At 63.5% G+C, this 14,888-nt stretch carries 14 protein-coding genes; 2 read left to right on the top strand and 12 right to left on the bottom strand.

The genetic code is table 11. The annotated features are described in order from the left end of the window. Window positions 1-49: 49 nt before the first annotated feature. The 8 genes from JQ507_00660 to JQ507_00625 form a co-directional block, all read right to left on the bottom strand. Complete coding sequence (locus tag JQ507_00660) at window positions 50-751, bottom strand: ABC transporter ATP-binding protein (GenBank protein QRI70093.1); 702 nt, start codon at window positions 749-751, stop codon at window positions 50-52. Then, a complete protein-coding gene (locus JQ507_00655) occupies window positions 744-1,478 on the bottom strand; it encodes an ABC transporter ATP-binding protein (GenBank protein QRI70092.1) in 735 nt (244 codons plus the stop codon). Before JQ507_00655 ends, JQ507_00660 begins: the two co-directional genes overlap by 8 nt. Beyond that, window positions 1,465-2,616, bottom strand: coding sequence for a branched-chain amino acid ABC transporter permease (locus JQ507_00650; GenBank protein ID QRI70091.1), 1,152 nt, complete (start codon window positions 2,614-2,616; stop codon window positions 1,465-1,467). Before JQ507_00650 ends, JQ507_00655 begins: the two co-directional genes overlap by 14 nt. After that, entirely contained in the window at window positions 2,567-3,787 is a 1,221-nt protein-coding gene (locus JQ507_00645; protein ID QRI70090.1) for a substrate-binding protein, read from the bottom strand. Before JQ507_00645 ends, JQ507_00650 begins: the two co-directional genes overlap by 50 nt. Before the next feature lie 5 nt (window positions 3,788-3,792). Next, window positions 3,793-4,650, bottom strand: a complete 858-nt coding sequence (locus JQ507_00640) for a branched-chain amino acid ABC transporter permease (protein ID QRI70089.1) — start codon at window positions 4,648-4,650, stop codon at window positions 3,793-3,795. 36 nt (window positions 4,651-4,686) lie between these two features. Further along, window positions 4,687-6,201, bottom strand: a complete 1,515-nt coding sequence (locus tag JQ507_00635; protein ID QRI70088.1) for an amidase — start codon at window positions 6,199-6,201, stop codon at window positions 4,687-4,689. Between the two features lie 166 nt (window positions 6,202-6,367). Continuing rightward, window positions 6,368-7,552, bottom strand: a complete 1,185-nt coding sequence (locus JQ507_00630; GenBank protein ID QRI70087.1) for a substrate-binding domain-containing protein — start codon at window positions 7,550-7,552, stop codon at window positions 6,368-6,370. Between the two features lie 68 nt (window positions 7,553-7,620). Further along, on the bottom strand, window positions 7,621-8,802 hold the full coding sequence (locus tag JQ507_00625; GenBank protein ID QRI70086.1) for a substrate-binding domain-containing protein: 1,182 nt from the start codon (window positions 8,800-8,802) through the stop codon (window positions 7,621-7,623). Between the two features lie 178 nt (window positions 8,803-8,980). On the opposite strand from JQ507_00625, the gene JQ507_00620 reads away from it, so the two are divergent. Beyond that, complete coding sequence (locus JQ507_00620; protein ID QRI70085.1) at window positions 8,981-9,424, top strand: MarR family transcriptional regulator; 444 nt, start codon at window positions 8,981-8,983, stop codon at window positions 9,422-9,424. A gap of 166 nt (window positions 9,425-9,590) precedes the next feature. Beyond that, window positions 9,591-10,025 (top strand): VOC family protein, encoded by a 435-nt coding sequence (locus tag JQ507_00615; protein QRI70084.1) that lies wholly within the window; start codon window positions 9,591-9,593, stop codon window positions 10,023-10,025. A gap of 89 nt (window positions 10,026-10,114) precedes the next feature. Here the strand turns inward: JQ507_00615 and JQ507_00610 are convergent, their stop codons facing one another. The 4 genes from JQ507_00610 to JQ507_00595 all read right to left on the bottom strand — a co-directional run bounded on the left by JQ507_00610 (window position 10,115) and on the right by JQ507_00595 (window position 14,881). After that, entirely contained in the window at window positions 10,115-12,085 is a 1,971-nt protein-coding gene (locus JQ507_00610; GenBank protein ID QRI73125.1) for an EAL domain-containing protein, read from the bottom strand. Between the two features lie 296 nt (window positions 12,086-12,381). After that, a complete protein-coding gene (locus JQ507_00605; protein ID QRI70083.1) occupies window positions 12,382-12,714 on the bottom strand; it encodes a hypothetical protein in 333 nt (110 codons plus the stop codon). A 124-nt stretch (window positions 12,715-12,838) separates the two neighbouring features. After that, the gene (locus JQ507_00600) at window positions 12,839-14,506 is read right to left on the bottom strand and encodes a PAS domain-containing methyl-accepting chemotaxis protein (GenBank protein QRI73124.1); all 1,668 of its coding nucleotides are present in this window, start codon (window positions 14,504-14,506) and stop codon (window positions 12,839-12,841) included. Between the two features lie 114 nt (window positions 14,507-14,620). Then, the gene (locus JQ507_00595) at window positions 14,621-14,881 is read right to left on the bottom strand and encodes a hypothetical protein (GenBank protein QRI70082.1); all 261 of its coding nucleotides are present in this window, start codon (window positions 14,879-14,881) and stop codon (window positions 14,621-14,623) included. Window positions 14,882-14,888: the final 7 nt, after the last annotated feature.

Raw genomic sequence — 14,888 nt, 5'->3', positions numbered from 1 at the left:
CGCGGGCCAACGGCAACCGGGGACGCTTCGTTCCTGTGGAACCGGAAATCTATGGCGCGAGATACCGCAGCAGTTCCGGATCGCTCCGCACCTTACCTGCCTCGCCCTGCAGCGCGACGCGGCCGCGGTCCAGCACATAGGCGTAGTCGGCGACGCGCAGCGCAAGGTCGAGATGCTGCTCGACGATCACGACCGAGATGTTCTTGGCGAGCTCGATCAGCCGCTCGGTGATCTCCTCGATCACGCCGATCCAGACGCCTTCGGTCGGCTCGTCCAGCAGCAGCAGCTTCGGGTTGCCGAGCATGGCGCGGCCGATCGCCAGCATCTTGCGCTCCCCGCCGGACAGCGTACCGGCCGGCTGGTCGAGCCGCTGGCCGAGCTTCGGGAAGATCGCCAGCACCCGATCGACCGCACTGGCGTCCGAATTGGACAGCGAGCCGACCGCGAGGTTGTCACGCACCGAAAGGCGCGCGAACACCGAATGCTCCTGCGGTACATAGCCGATACCGGAGCGCACCCGCTCCTCGGTACGGCGGCGGGTGATGTCGCGGCCATCGAAGGACAACTCACCCTGCGAGCTCGCGAGCTCGCCGACGATGGTCTTCATCAGCGTGGTCTTGCCGGCGCCGTTGCGGCCGAGCACGGCGACGCCGCCACGCCAGGGAATGCCGATGTTGACATCGAACAGGACCTGGCTGCGGCCATAGCCGGCATCGAGATGCCTTATATCGAGGAAGGTTTGCTCAGGCACGGCGAAGATAAATCTCCTGGACGCTCTTGTTGGCCTGGATTTCCGCGACCGTCCCCGACGCCAGCACCTTGCCCTGGTCGAGCACGGTGAGGCGATCGCAGATGTCGCGGATGAAATCGAGGTCGTGTTCGACGATGACAAGCGAGCAATGCTGCTTGATCGGTTGCAGCAGCTCGCCGGTGACGCGGCGCTCCTCGAGGCTCATGCCGCCGGTCGGCTCGTCCAGCAGCAACAGCCGCGGCTTGCCTGCGAGCGCCATCGCGATCTCGAGCCATTGCTGCTGACCGTGCGACAGCGCCGCCGCCGCATCATGCGCGCGATCGGCGAGCCGGAACTGGGTCAGCATCGTCATGACCTGATCGTGGAGCTTCTTGCGGGTGCGCGACAGCACCAGATCGAACAGCGAGCAATGCGCCTGCAACGCCAGCAGGATGTTGTCATACAGCGTCAGCGTGGGGAGTACCGAGGTGATCTGGAATTTCAGGCTCATGCCGGCGCGAGCGCGCTCGGTCGGCGTGAATGCCGTGATGTCGGTGTTGACGAAGGAGACCTTGCCCGTGGTCGGCACCTCGGCGCCGGCGACGCATTTCATCAGCGTGCTCTTGCCCGAGCCGTTCGGGCCGATCAGGCCGTGAAACTCGTTCTCGCCGACGGTCAACGCCGCGCCGTCAAGCGCAGTGAGCTTGCCGAACACCTTGCTGATCCCTTGCGCCTCAAGGAGCGGCATTGCCGGTCTCCTTTGGCGCCTTGCCGAAACTGCCCACCCGCTCGCGCTCGCCAAGCACGAACGAGATCAGCCCGAGCGGGCGGAACATGATGACGAGCAGCAGCAGCACGCCGAGGATGATCGGCCAGATGTCGCGGTAATTGTCCGACAGCCAGAAGCTGACGCCCTCGATGATCACGGTGCCGATCACGGCGCCGATCAAGGTGCCGGAGCCGCCGAACAACACGTAGAGCACGACCTGGGTCGAGAACACGACGCCCAGCATGTTGGGCCAGACGAAGCCTTCGTGGAAAGCATAGAGGCTGCCGGCGAGGCCGGCGATGGTGCCGCCGACCGCGAAGATGATCGCCTTCAGGTGCTGCGCCTTGTAGCCGAAGAAGGCGATGCGCTGCTCGTTCTCGCGCAGGCCGGCGAGCGCGAGGCCGAACTGCGAACGCACCAAAAAGCGGCACAGCAGATAGACCACGACGAGGATGCCGAGCACCATATAGTAGTAGACCGGCCCCTCTTCGAACTCGTAGCTGCCGAGGGTCAGCGGCGGGATCGAGGGGATGCCGTTCTGGCCGCCGAGATAGTACCAGCCGCGCGCCAGCCGATCGGCGGCATAGGAGCCGGTGAGCGTGCCGAGCGAGACGAAGATCACGCTCGAAGGATAGCGCCCGAGCAGCAGGAAGCCGCCGAGCAACAGCGATGCGGTGAGGCCAATCAAGGCGCCGGCCGGCAGGATCAAGAGGATCGAGGTGACGTTGAGGTCGCGCGCCATCAATGCCACACCGTAGCCGGCGGCGCCGAAGAACAGCGCTTGGCCGAAGCTCATGATGCCGGCATAGCCCCACACCAGGTCGAACGACAACGCGAACAGCGCGAGGATCACCACGCGGGTGGCGAACACCGTGAGATAATCCTGCAGCACCCATGGCAGGACCAGTGCGATCAGCAGCACCAGCCCTTCCACGATCGGCAGGACCTTCCATCCTGCCGATGCCTGTCCCGCCGGCGCGCGTGCGGCCGGTGCACTTTCACCCGTCACGACATCTGGTTCCTCACCGACGCGTGCGACGGCCTCGCTTGCTCTACCCATTGATCGCTCAGCACTCCTTGGGATCAACGAGACCGTCGCTGCGCGCCACGATCTCATAGTTCCCGCCTTTGGCAACAGCGGTGTACATCTTCATCTTGCAGTGACGCTTGCCCGGCACCATTTCGGCCGGCCCGCCCGGCCCTTCGGCGATCTTGGCGTGGTCGAGCGCGGCCGCAACCGACTCGCGGTCGATCTTGCCGGCCTTCTTGACCGCCGCTTCCCACAGCTTGAGGCCGCGATAGGTTCCGGTGGCGGCGCTGCCGGCCGCGAACAGGAAGTTGCCGGGGAAATCCTTCTCGTAAGCCGCTTGCAGCTTGGCGTCGAACGGATCTTCCTTGGTCAGCACCTTGAAGTAGTCGAGGCAGCTGGCCAGCCCCTCGATCTCGTTGGCCTGATTGATGTTGAGCGTGTTCTCGTCATAGTAGACGCAGGCGAGCCGACCGCCGTTCTTGAGGAAGCCCGCTTCATAGAGCTGCTTGAAGAACGGACCGACGCCGGGCGGAATCACGGTGTTGAACACCACGTCGACCTTGTTGGAGATGACGCGGTTCACCGTGGCCGAGAAGTCGACCTGGTCGAGCGGGTAATACTCCTCGAACACCACCTCGCCGCCATTGTCCTCGATCACCTTGCGGGCGTAGACGTTGAGCGTGTGCGGCCAGACATAGTTGGCGCTGGGCAGCGCGAACTTCTTGCCGCCGTTCTTGATCAGCCAGGGAATGAAGGTGTCGCATTGCTGCGCCGGCGTCGGCCCGGTGCAGAACAGATAGGGCGTGCACTCCTTGCCCTCGTAGAGCTGCGGATAGATGTAGAGCGTCTTGCCGCGCGCCACAATCGGATCCTTGATCGCGTTGCGCATCGACGACGTGATGCCGCCCAGCACCATGTCGACCTTGTCGCGCTGGATCAGCTTGCGGACATTGCCGACCGCGACCGATTCGTTCGAGGCGGTGTCCTCGATGTAGAGCTCGAGCGGCCGGCCGAGCAGCCCGCCACCGGCATTGATCTCCTTGATCACCATCTTGGCGACGTTGGCGTCGGCGTTGCCGGCATAGGCGATCGGGCCGGTCAGGTCGGTCGCGATGCCGACCTTGATCGGGCCCTCGGCGGCGTTGGCCCAATCCGGCCTGATCACCCAGCTACCGACTCCGGTCGCGAGTGCGCCGGTCGCGAAGGCGAAATTGCCCATGAAGCGGCGGCGCGTCAGGTTCATGCGTTCAATCGACATGGTGATTAGACCCCTTTCCCAGCAATGAGGCCTTGCGGCCGGAATTTGATGAAGGCGATGGCGAGCACGAAGACGAGCACGTCGGCGACGACAGGCGACATCACCCATGGCAGCGCCGCGCTGAGCGTGCCGATCAGGCCGGCGCCGGCGACCGGACCGATGAAGGAGCCGACCCCGCCGACCATCACGGCGACGAAGCCCTGGATCAGGAAACGGATGCCGAGATCGGCGAACAGGCTGAACACCGGCACGATCAACGCGCCGGCAAGCCCGGCCAGCGCCGCGCCGAACGCAAAGGTTGCGCCGTAGATCAATGGTGTCGAGATGCCCGAGGCGCGCGCCAGCGCCGGGTTCTCCAGCGTGGCGCGGACCCGCAGCCCGAACGAGGTGCGCGCCAGCAGCAGGTAGCAGGCCCCCATCACCAGCAGCGTGATCACGATGATGGTGAAGCGCCAGGCCGAGATGTGCACCGAGCCAAGGTCGATCGACCCGCCGATCGGCTCCGGCACGGTGAGATAGAAGCCGCCGATCAAGCCGCGTACGCTTTCGCGGATGATGAGCCCAAGCGCGTAGGTGCCGAGCATCGCCACGATCGGCGCGGCGTAGAAGCGCCGGATGATCAGCGCCTCCAGCACGAAGCCGAGCGCGCCGACCACGAAGGGCGCCGCGATCATGCCGACCCAGACCGGGGCGCCATGGGCATAGGCCAGGTAGGTCACATAGGCCCCGAGCAGGACGAACTCGCCCTGCGCAAAGTTGAAGATGCCCATCATGCTGGCGATGATGCCGAGCCCGAGCACGACCAGCACGATGATCGCGCCGAAGCTCACGATCTCGAACACCGCGGCGAAGGTGCTAGCCATGGTGTTCGATCCCTCCGGCCTGCGACAAGCGGCGCCTCACATCTTCTTCCAGTCGCCGGCCTGCTCGAAGGCGTGCGCGGCGCGGTAGATGGTGCTCTCCTCGAACATCCGGCCGACCAGCATCAGCCCGACCGGCAGCCCGTCGACCATGCCGCACGGCAGCGACATCGCCGGGTGATGGGTGATGTCGAACGGCGCGGTGTTGGAGATCATCTCGAGCGCGCGCGCGACGTATTCCTCGCGGCTGGCATTGGCCTCGGGCAGTTTCGTCGCCTTCATCGGCGTGGTCGGCATCAGCAGCAGGTCGTAGTCCTTGAACGCCTTGTCGTAGGCCGCGGTGAGCCTTCGCGAGATGTTGAGCGCCTTGCCGTAGAAGCGCGGACCGAAATTGTTGTTGATGTAGGTGCCGAGCAGCATGAACAGCTTGGTGGTCTCGGACAGCGAATCCGCCTGGCGGCGCCAGCCGCGATGGAAGTCCATCAGCGAGGTCGAATAGAGGTCGCCGCGGCTGAGGCCGTAGCCGTCGCCGAACATCATGGTCTGGGTCAGGCCTTCGGTGCCGATCGGCGTCCAGATCGCGCCGCCCGCCATGTGCATCGGGATCGAGACATTCTCGACCGAGGCGCCGAGATCCTTGAAGCGCTTGGCCGCCTCGCGCACGCTTTCGTTCACCGCAGCTTCCGCGGTCGGCTGCTCAAAGCCTTCCTTGAGGATGCCGATCTTCATGCCCTTGACGCCCTTGCCGAGCGCCTTGGTGTAGTCCTCGACCTTCGGCGCCTTGATGCGCGGGTCATAGCCGTCGTCGCCGGCGAGTACTTCGAGCAGCAGCGCATTGTCTTCCACGGTCGCGGTCATCGGGCCGGTGTGGTCGACATAGATCTCGATCGGCATGATGCCGGTGTAGGGCACGAGGCCCCAGGTCGGCTTCATGCCGTAGGTGCCGCAGAACGAGGACGGCATCCGGATCGAGCCGCCCTGGTCGCCGCCGATCGCCATGTCGACCTCGCCGAGCGCGACCACGACGCCGGAGCCCGACGACGAGCCGCCGGCCGAATAGCCCATCTTGTGCGGATTGTGCACCGGCCCGTAGGAGCCGGTGTGGCTGCCGCCGGACAGGCAGAAGTGCTCGCAATGCACCTTGCCCTTGATCTCGGCGCCGGCGTCCAGCATCCGGGTCACGATGGTGGCGTCGAAGTCGGGCACATAGCCTTCCAATGTCGACGAGCCGTTGGTCATCGGCACGCCGGCCAGCATGATGTTGTCCTTCAGCGCCACCGTCTTGCCCTTGAGCTTGCCGGAGGCCGCGCCCTTCACCGTCGACTTGCGATACCAGGCGTTGTGCTTGTTCTCCTCCGGCGCCGGACGAGTGCCGGGCGTGCGCGGATACTTCACCTCGGGCAGTTCGTCCGGCATCTGGGCGACGAGATTGTAGGCATCGACCGAGCCCTGCATCAGGCCGCGGAACGAGGCCACGTCCTCATCGGTGAGTGACAGACCGCACTGCTCGGCGACGGCACGAAGTTGCGTTGGCGTGGGAAGGACGACGGTCACGGCGCTCTCCTGAAGCTTTTGATCCCTGGATGATCCCTCGGCACGGGGCTGGGCTGCGCGCTGACCCGCGCGAACCGCTCACCCCGTCGCTGTATTGAAAACGGAAATATTTTCCTTTTCAAGTATTATTTCGCGAAACGCTTGCCCGAGGGTGTTGCACCGCCACTCAGATCGCCTTGATCACCCTGAAGTCGAGGCCGTCGGCTTCGGCAAGATACATCGGCATCCTGGCATGGCCATTGCGCACCGTGATCGAACCGCGCGGACTGCGATAGACCAGATTGTCGGTCGCCGCGAGCAGTGGCCGGATGTCCAGCGTGCCGGCGCGGTTGGCGGCGGCCTCGAGCAGGCAGAAGCCTTCATAGGCGGACTCGCCGCACGACCCGATCGGCGGCGCGAACGGCCCGAACATCGCCCGATGGCGGTCCCTGAAATCGTCGCCGGCGTGCGAGCCGACCGAGGGAAAATAGCCGGAGGCGCAGAACAGGTTCTCGGTCTTGTCGGCGCCGATGCCGAGCAGCGACGTTTCGTCGACGCAGCTGGCATAGCGCAGAATGGTGCGGGCGAGCCCGGCCTCGGCGAAGGCGCGGTTGAAGGTCACGCTGTCGGTGCCGATCAGCGAGATCAGCACGACATCGGGCTTCGCCGCACGGATCCGCTCCAGCTGCGCCGCGTGATCGTCCTCGCCGACCGGCACGAACTCCTCGCCGACCACCGTGCCGCCGGTCTCCTTGATGTAGCGCTTCACCGCGCGGTGCGATTGCCACGGCCAGACATAATCGCTGCCGATCAGGTACCAGCGCGCGGCGCGCTTGGTCTCGGCGAGCCAATGGATCGACGGCCGGCTCTGCCAGCGCGGCGTCTCGCCGATCGCAATCACGCCCGGCGTCCGTTCGCCGCCCTCATAGACCGGCGTGTAGATGTAGGGGATCTTGCTGCGGGTGATGAGGTTACGCAGTGCGAGGCGCACCGCGCTGGTGTGCATGCCCATGATGAGATCGACGTCGTCGGACGCGATCGCCTGCTCGGCGCGGTCCAGGACTTCGTCGAGCGGTCCGCCGGCGTCGTAGACCTGGAACTCGATCTCGCGGCCGAGGATGCCGCCGCGCCGGTTGATCTCGCTAACTGCGAGCTGTGCGGTCGAGGTCGTGGCCGGCCCCCACATCCCCGGCGAACCGGAGCAGCAGACGAAGCCCGCGACCCGCAGCCGGTTGCGCGCGCCGCGCGGACCGAACCCGCTGCGATCCATCGGCGCAAGCGCGCGATCCGACGCCGCCGACGCCAGATTCCTGAACAACAGGGACGGCGGGAACGGGAGGTTTCTTGCGGTGACGTTGAGCGTCGAATGCACACCTGCTCCTGTCTGGCACCGCACCCTGGGACAAGCGCGGCGTCGGCCTCGCGGACGACGGTGCCAAGCTAGATCGTCTTGATCACATTGAAGTCGAGACCGTCGGCTTCGGCAAGATAGATCGGCATTTCGGCACGGCCGTCACGAATGGTGACGGTGCCGCGCGCACCGCTGTAGACGAGGTTGCGCGCCGCTGACGACAGCGGCCCTGTCGACAGCGAACGGGCCCGGTTGGCCGCCGCTTCGAGGAAGCGCATCCCCTCGTAGTTCGACTGCCCGACCGAGCCGATCGGCGGCGCGTGCGCCCCGAACATCGCGCGGTAGCTGGTCTGGAATTCGTCATTGGCGCGCGAGTCGACGCAGCCGAAATAGCCGGAGGCGCAGAACAGGTTCTCCGTCGCGTCCGGCCCGATGCCGAGCAGCACCGTCTCGTCCATCGCGCCCGCATAGCGCAGCGTGGTGGCGGCGAGGCCCGCCTCGGCGAAGGCGCGGTTGAAGGTGATGCTGTCGGTCCCGATCAGGGTGATCAACACGACATCGGGCTTGGCGGCGCGGATCCGCGCCAGATGCGGCTCGTGATCGTCCTCGCCGAGCGGAACGAACTCCTCGCCGACCACCTGGCCGCCGGCCTCCTTGATGTAGCGCTTCACCGCGCGATGCGATTGCCAGGGCCAGACATAGTCGCTGCCGATCAGGTACCAGCGCCGCGCCTTCTTCACCTCGGTGAGCCAGTGGATCGCCGGCCGGCTTTCGGCCCGCGGCGTCTCGCCGATCGCCATCACGCCGGGGGTCCGCTCGCCGCCCTCATAGACCGGCGTGTAAACATAGGGGATGCGGCCGGCCGTGACCTTGCGCAGCGCGAGGCGCACCGCGGAGATATGCGAGCCCATGATGACGTCGATCTCGTCATAGGCGATCGCCCGCTCGGCGCGGCGCACGACCTCGTCGATGGGCCCGCCGGCGTCGTACATCGACAATTCGACCTCGCGGCCGCGGATGCCGCCGCGCCGGTTGATCTCGGCGACCGCGAGCATGACGCTGTTGGCGGAGATCGGCCCCCAGATTCCCGGGGCGCCGGAGAAGGTGATGAAATTGCCGATCCGAAGCTTGCTGTCGGTACCACCGCGGCGCGAGGAGCCCGGCTTGACGGTCAAAGCGAGATCGGCCGCGCAGGACGACGGGCTTCGAAACAGGTGCGGCGGCGCGACGGGCAAGCCGCCATACGCCTGGTAAGAGACCGTCGAGAGCACGCCAACTCCTGTCTGGGAAGCAATACGCAACGCAGCCAGCGGGCGGTCACGGCATCCGCCCCTTGGTTGGGGGAATATCCTAGGGGAAAATATTGAATATTCAACAATTGAAGTGCATATAGAAACGGCATGCGTTGCCGGACATTCATTCACCGGGTCAGGAACCAGGTCTCACGCCGTGGCTAAACCGCCGAAAGAAAACTCCCCGATCACCGAACACCTCACCTACCTGCTCGCGCAAGCCAACCGGGAGATCAACCGGCAGTTGGAGACGCGGCTGGCTAAGGAAGGCGTGCCGGTCGAGCAGTGGCGCATCCTCAAAGTGCTGTCCGACGGCAACGGCCACTCGATGGGCGAGCTTGCGGACGCCGTGCTGCTCAACCATCCGACGCTGACCAAGATGATCGACCGCATGGTGTCGGACGCGCTGGTCTACCGCGTGCAGGACCCGAAGGATCGCCGCAAGGTCTTGATGTTCGTCTCCGACCGCGGCAAGGCGCTGTGCCGGCGTCTGAACTCGCTGGCGGTGAGCCAGGAGGCGCACATCGTCGAGAGCTATGGTGACAAGTCGACCACCGAGCTCAAGCGCCTGCTGGAAAGCCTGATCGGCAGCGCCAACTAAGGCCGCGCCGGCCGGGCGCCGCCACGATCGAAATCATCGAAAAAAACGGCAGGGAAATGTCGGGATATGGCTGACCGGTGCGTCCTCTGGGCGCGCCGGTGGCGCAGCCTTCGCGCCTGGGCGCTTTAGGTCCACCCGATCGACAAACTAGCGAGGACATCCCGTCATGCCTTCGATCACACCGTTCCTCTGGCTCGACAACAACGTCCGCGATGCCGTCGCCTTCTACAAATCGGTGTTCCCGAACGCCGAGATCGAGACCGTCAGCGACTTCATGGCGAGCTTCGAACTCGAGGGGCAGCGGTTCTACGCGCTCAATGGCGGGCCGCAGTACAAGTTCAACGAGGCGGTGTCGTTCTTCCTCAGCGTCGAGACCCAGCAGCAGGTGGATTACTTCTGGGAGAAGCTCACCGACGGCGGCCAGGAATCGCGCTGCGGCTGGCTCAAGGACCGCTTCGGCCTGTCCTGGCAGGTGATCCCGACCGCGCTGAGCCGCTACCTCGGCGACCCCGATCGGAAGGCCGCGGACCGCGTCATGCAGGCGATGCTGAAGATGCAGAAGATCGTGATCGCCGACCTCGACAGGGCGTACGCGGGCTGAGAGCTGCCGACGATCTGGAGCAGCCCCTAGCCTGATCCGGCATCTGAGCGCGCTTCCTTCGAAGCACGCTCAGTGTTCGATCGGCCGCGCTAAACCCCTTCGGCTTGCCTGGACGGGTCGACACTGACATTGCGCCGAAGAAATCCCAAGACATCGGCCTCGGCGATCGGCGGTGAATAGAAATAGCCCTGCACCGTGAGGCGCCCGAGCTCTTTCAACACGTCCAGTTCCTGCTGAGTCTCCACACCTTCGATGACGCAATCGAGACCCATGTCGCGGCTGAGCGCCAACAGCGATTTGACGATTTTGTAGCTCGCGGGATTCTCGTTCAGATTGGTGACGAAACTTCGGTCGATCTTGATCTTTGTCAGCGGGAGCGCATGCAGGCGAGACAGGCTCGAATATCCGGTTCCAAAGTCATCGAGCGAGATTCCGCAGCCAAGCAGCCGCAGCAACTCAACCGAGTTGCGGACCTCCTCGAAGTCATGCGTGAACGCGGTCTCGGTGATTTCGAGGTCGATCCTGTTCGGCGGAAACCCGCTGTTGCGAATGATGCTGACGATGGCCAACGTGTTCCGGGACGAATTGAGGTCATGGGCTGAAAGATTGAATGAGAGCCGGATATCGCTCGACCAGCGGGCCGCCGCCGCCAACGCCTTCCGAAGCAGCGGCTTGGTCAACAAGTCGATGATGCCTGCCCGCTCGGCGACCGGGATGAACTGCGCCGGGGGAATTTTGCCGAGGATCGGGCTGGTCCAGCGCGCCAGCGCTTCAAAGCCAACCGTCGCTTGCGATCGAATGTCGACGATGGGTTGAAACAGGACTGTCAGCTCCTCATCAAAGTCAGCCAGCTTCAGGGCTTGCTCAATGCGGGCGTCACGATTGATCTGCGCTTCATGGCTCGAGGAAAACAGCACCGCTTCACCACGTTTGGCGCCCTTGCCATGATAAAGAGCGTAGTCGGCACGCTCGAACAACTGCTCTACGGAGGATGCCATCTCCGGATAAACTCCGATCCCTATCGATCCGGAGATCTTCACGGTTGCTTCGGGCAGAACGAAAGGCAATCGCAGCGATTGCGCAAGCTGGTCTGCTTGTGCGACAAGCGCTTCGTCCTTCGGCGCGTTGGCGACGACATACGCAAATTCATCTCCGCCGAGGCGCGCCAAGAATACATCCCGGTCGGACGCACATTGATCGGAAAGCCGCCTGGCAACCTCGATCAGCAACCGATCGCCGACCGCGTGACCATAAAGGTCATTGACCGGCTTGAATCCATCCAGGTCGATAATTGCAAGGGCGACACGCGATTGATCCGACGAAGCGTCCTGCAGCACGTCCCCAATGCGACTGAAAAATGCCCGCCGGTTCGGCAGATCGGTGAGACTGTCTAGATTCGCGAGGCGCAAATTCTCGTTGCCGAGCAACTCCGCCCGCGCCTGCGCTTCGACCATCCGGGTAAAGTCACGATATTGAATCGATATGACAATAACGATAGCGACCGTCACCAGCGTGAAATTGACTGCCATGCTGACGAAAACGGGAACCCCAGTCGACGCAAAGAACACCACGAAGGGAAGGCTGACGGTGAGCGCGACAGTCACTGCCGCCGAACGCGAATGAATCAGGCACACCATGCTGCTGAGCATCACGATGGTCTCGAACAGGCCGACAAAGGCTTGCTCGTACGCGTCACCATACGGGAACAGGGCAAATCCCCACGCAGCGAACGCCAAGCCGAGAATGGCGGCCAGCAAGTTCGTCCGTCGCAGCTCACGAAGCGCTCGCTCGTCGGTCAGCGCGAGCTCTCGCTTACGCCACCACACGACCAGCCTGACGCAACAAACGACGCTGAGCAACAAGGCAACACCGAGCGTCAGCCAATCGGGCGCTTTCCCGATAAAGTTGGATGAGACGACCCATGCGTTTGCAACAAGGATGAAGTAGAGCAACGGAACCAATCGCGAGAGCGCCGCGAGTTGCGCACGGAGCAAGCCTGGCTTTCCGCTGTCGACCGACAGGAGCCCGACCGCCGCAGATAGCCCCTTCCTTACGACCATCACGCATGCCTTGCGCGTGCCGGCAAACCGAGAACCGCACAAACGCAGCATTCTGACTTGCGACGATTCCAACACGCTGAAGCCCCCTCTCACGCCAACAAAACTGGCCGCAGATGGGTGAGTTGAGGCGAACCGATCTCGGCGATTTTCACTGCCACGCCGATTTTCCCCGAGCGTCGCGTCGTTCGCCTCACCTACCCGCCAATTGCCTCAATAGAATCCGGACGAAGACAACGACAATCACACCCACTCTGTCGCTGACGCACACGCACCAAGCTGACAGCACGCCAGAATCGCTAGCCACCAATCAGGCGACTGACATTGTATTTCGCACGCTCTACCTCGAGGCACGCAACGGCGATCCTCAAGGCCAGCTCCTGACGACGCTCCTCGTCTGCCAACGTCTCAAGCAACGGATTTATTTCCTGCAGCGCGCCCTCCAGGAGGCCAATCACCCCGGTCAATCTGGCCCGCAGTTGACCACCGGCATCGGCGGCGTTTGCGCCCTCCGCCGCCAATCGCCGTTGGTTGCCGCACTCGGGATTGTCGGGCCCCGCGGCATCTGGCATCGAACCGCTGTTCACCGCGATCGGTGGCGCTTTGCGTGGGAAAATCAAGATATTCTCCATGATTAGACACTCCAGGTCAGGCAGGTCCCGACCAGCCGACGATCGTATCGGGAGCCCCTTCAATGCGTCCGCTCAGCCTCGCCCGCTTTCAGCGGCAGACACCTCCGCAGACCGGCTCGGCCGATTAGCCCAGCGCCGCCGCTTCGGACGCCGCACGCTGCATACTCGACGACATCTCCTTTGTGACCACGCTCTGCTCTTCGACCGCGGCGGCAGTTGACGTCACGTACTCGCTGACATGCTGGATGGCTGAGCGGATCGTTCTCAGCGCCTCGACCACATCGTTCGAAATTCCATTGAGACTTTCGATCTCCTGGTTGATCTTGTCGGTCGCCTGCTTTGCCTGATTGGCAAGATTCTTCACCTCGGCCGCCACGACCGCAAAGCCCCGCCCCGCCTCTCCGGCGCGAGCCGACTCGATCGTTGCGTTGAGCGCCAGCAGATTGATCTGGCCGGTGATCTCGTGAATCATCTGCACGATCCCGCTCATCGATTGAGCCGCTTCGGTCAGGCGTTGCGCCTGCTTGTCCGCCCCCTCGACATGTCCGACAGCCGTCATCGTCGTTTCCCGCGACTTGGACATAGCGGACGAAATCTCCTGGACCGATGCGTTGAGCTCCTCCGCGCCCGCCGCGACCGACTCCATCATCCCGCGGACATGCTCGCTCTTTCTCCGCGCGATCACTTGCGCCGTGACGTCGGAAGCGTACTTCACGACCTTGAACGCTTTGCCATTCAGATCGAGAATTGGATTGTACGACGCCTGTATCCAGACCTCGCGACCGCCCTTCCCGAGCCGGAGATACTCTCCGGCCTGATAGCAGCCGTCCCGCAATGACTTCCAGAATGCCCGATAGTCCTCGCTGCCGCTGTCAGCCGGCGCAACGAAGATCGAGTGATGCCTCCCCTGGATCTCGTGAAGGGAGTAGCCCAATGCATTCAGAAAATTTTCGTTGGCCGTGATGACCGTGCCATCCATGTTGAACTCGATGACCGCCTCGGACTTTCCGATGGCAGAAATCTGCCCGGCGAAATCGGCGGCCTTGAGCCGTTGTTCGGTTATGTCGGTCGCGAACTTGACCACCTTGATCGGCTTGCCCTGGTCATCGAGAATCGGATTGTACGATGCGAGAATCCAGACTTCGCGGCCTCCGTTGCCGATACGCTTGTATTCGCCGGATTGATATTCGCCGCGCGTCAAGCGTGACCAGAACTCTCGATACGCCGATCCGTCGCGCTCGTCCGGCGCAACGAACATGCGGTGATGCTGCCCCCTGATATCGGCGAGCGAGTAGCCGAGCGCCCCGAGAAAATTCTCGTTGGCCGTGACGATGGTGCCATCGAGTTCGAATTCGATGACGGCCTGCGTGCGATTGATCGCGGCAAGCTTGCCGGCCGCATCCAGATTGCGGGCCTTCGCCCGCGTGACGTCGGTCGCGAACTTGACCACCTTGAACGGCCTGCCCTGCTTGTCGACGATCGGATTGTAGGACGCCTGAATCCATATTTCGCGACCGCCCTTTGCAACACGCCTGAACTCCGCCGATCGCAACTCTCCACGGCCGAGCGCTGCCCAGAATTCGCGATACTCGACAGTGTCCCGCTCTGACGCGTCGACGAACATGCTGTGATGCTTCCCGCGGATTTCCTCCAGCGAATAGCCGACGGCGTCGAGAAAATTACGATTCGCCGTGATGATCGTGCCATCCACGTTGAACTCGATCACGGCTTGAGACCGATCGAGCGCATCGATCAGGGCTTGCGCGTCCGCACGCTCTTTGCGACCAAACATTGATGTCCTCCTGATTGGATTGGCCAACGATTCGCGATGAAATTCAGGCCTTCGAGACCGCCGCGCCGTTGGAAATGTTGACTAGGATGGCCTCTCGGAAACCACGGGTTTCAATCACCGGTACGTGCGGATCGCCGACAGCGAACGGAGCGTCCTGTCGATCCTTTGAATATCGGATGCCACGATCAGCAGGCTCACGAATGCCGCATCCTGCTCCTGCAGCGACATTCCACCCTGTGCGACGGAACCATCCAGGCCGGCGCGAAACCGGCCCAGCTCTTGCCTCTGGCGTTCGAGCAATTGACTGAGCCGAAGATAGATCGAGTCGGCACCGGGCAACTGCGACTCCGAATCAGCCGGTTCGGACAGCTGCATCCGCCTC

Source organism: Bradyrhizobium sp. PSBB068 (assembly GCA_016839165.1).
Taxonomy (GTDB): Bacteria; Pseudomonadota; Alphaproteobacteria; order Rhizobiales; family Xanthobacteraceae; genus Bradyrhizobium.
Note: the sequence above shows the minus strand (reverse complement) of the source record. Positions and strands in the feature narration are given on the sequence as shown.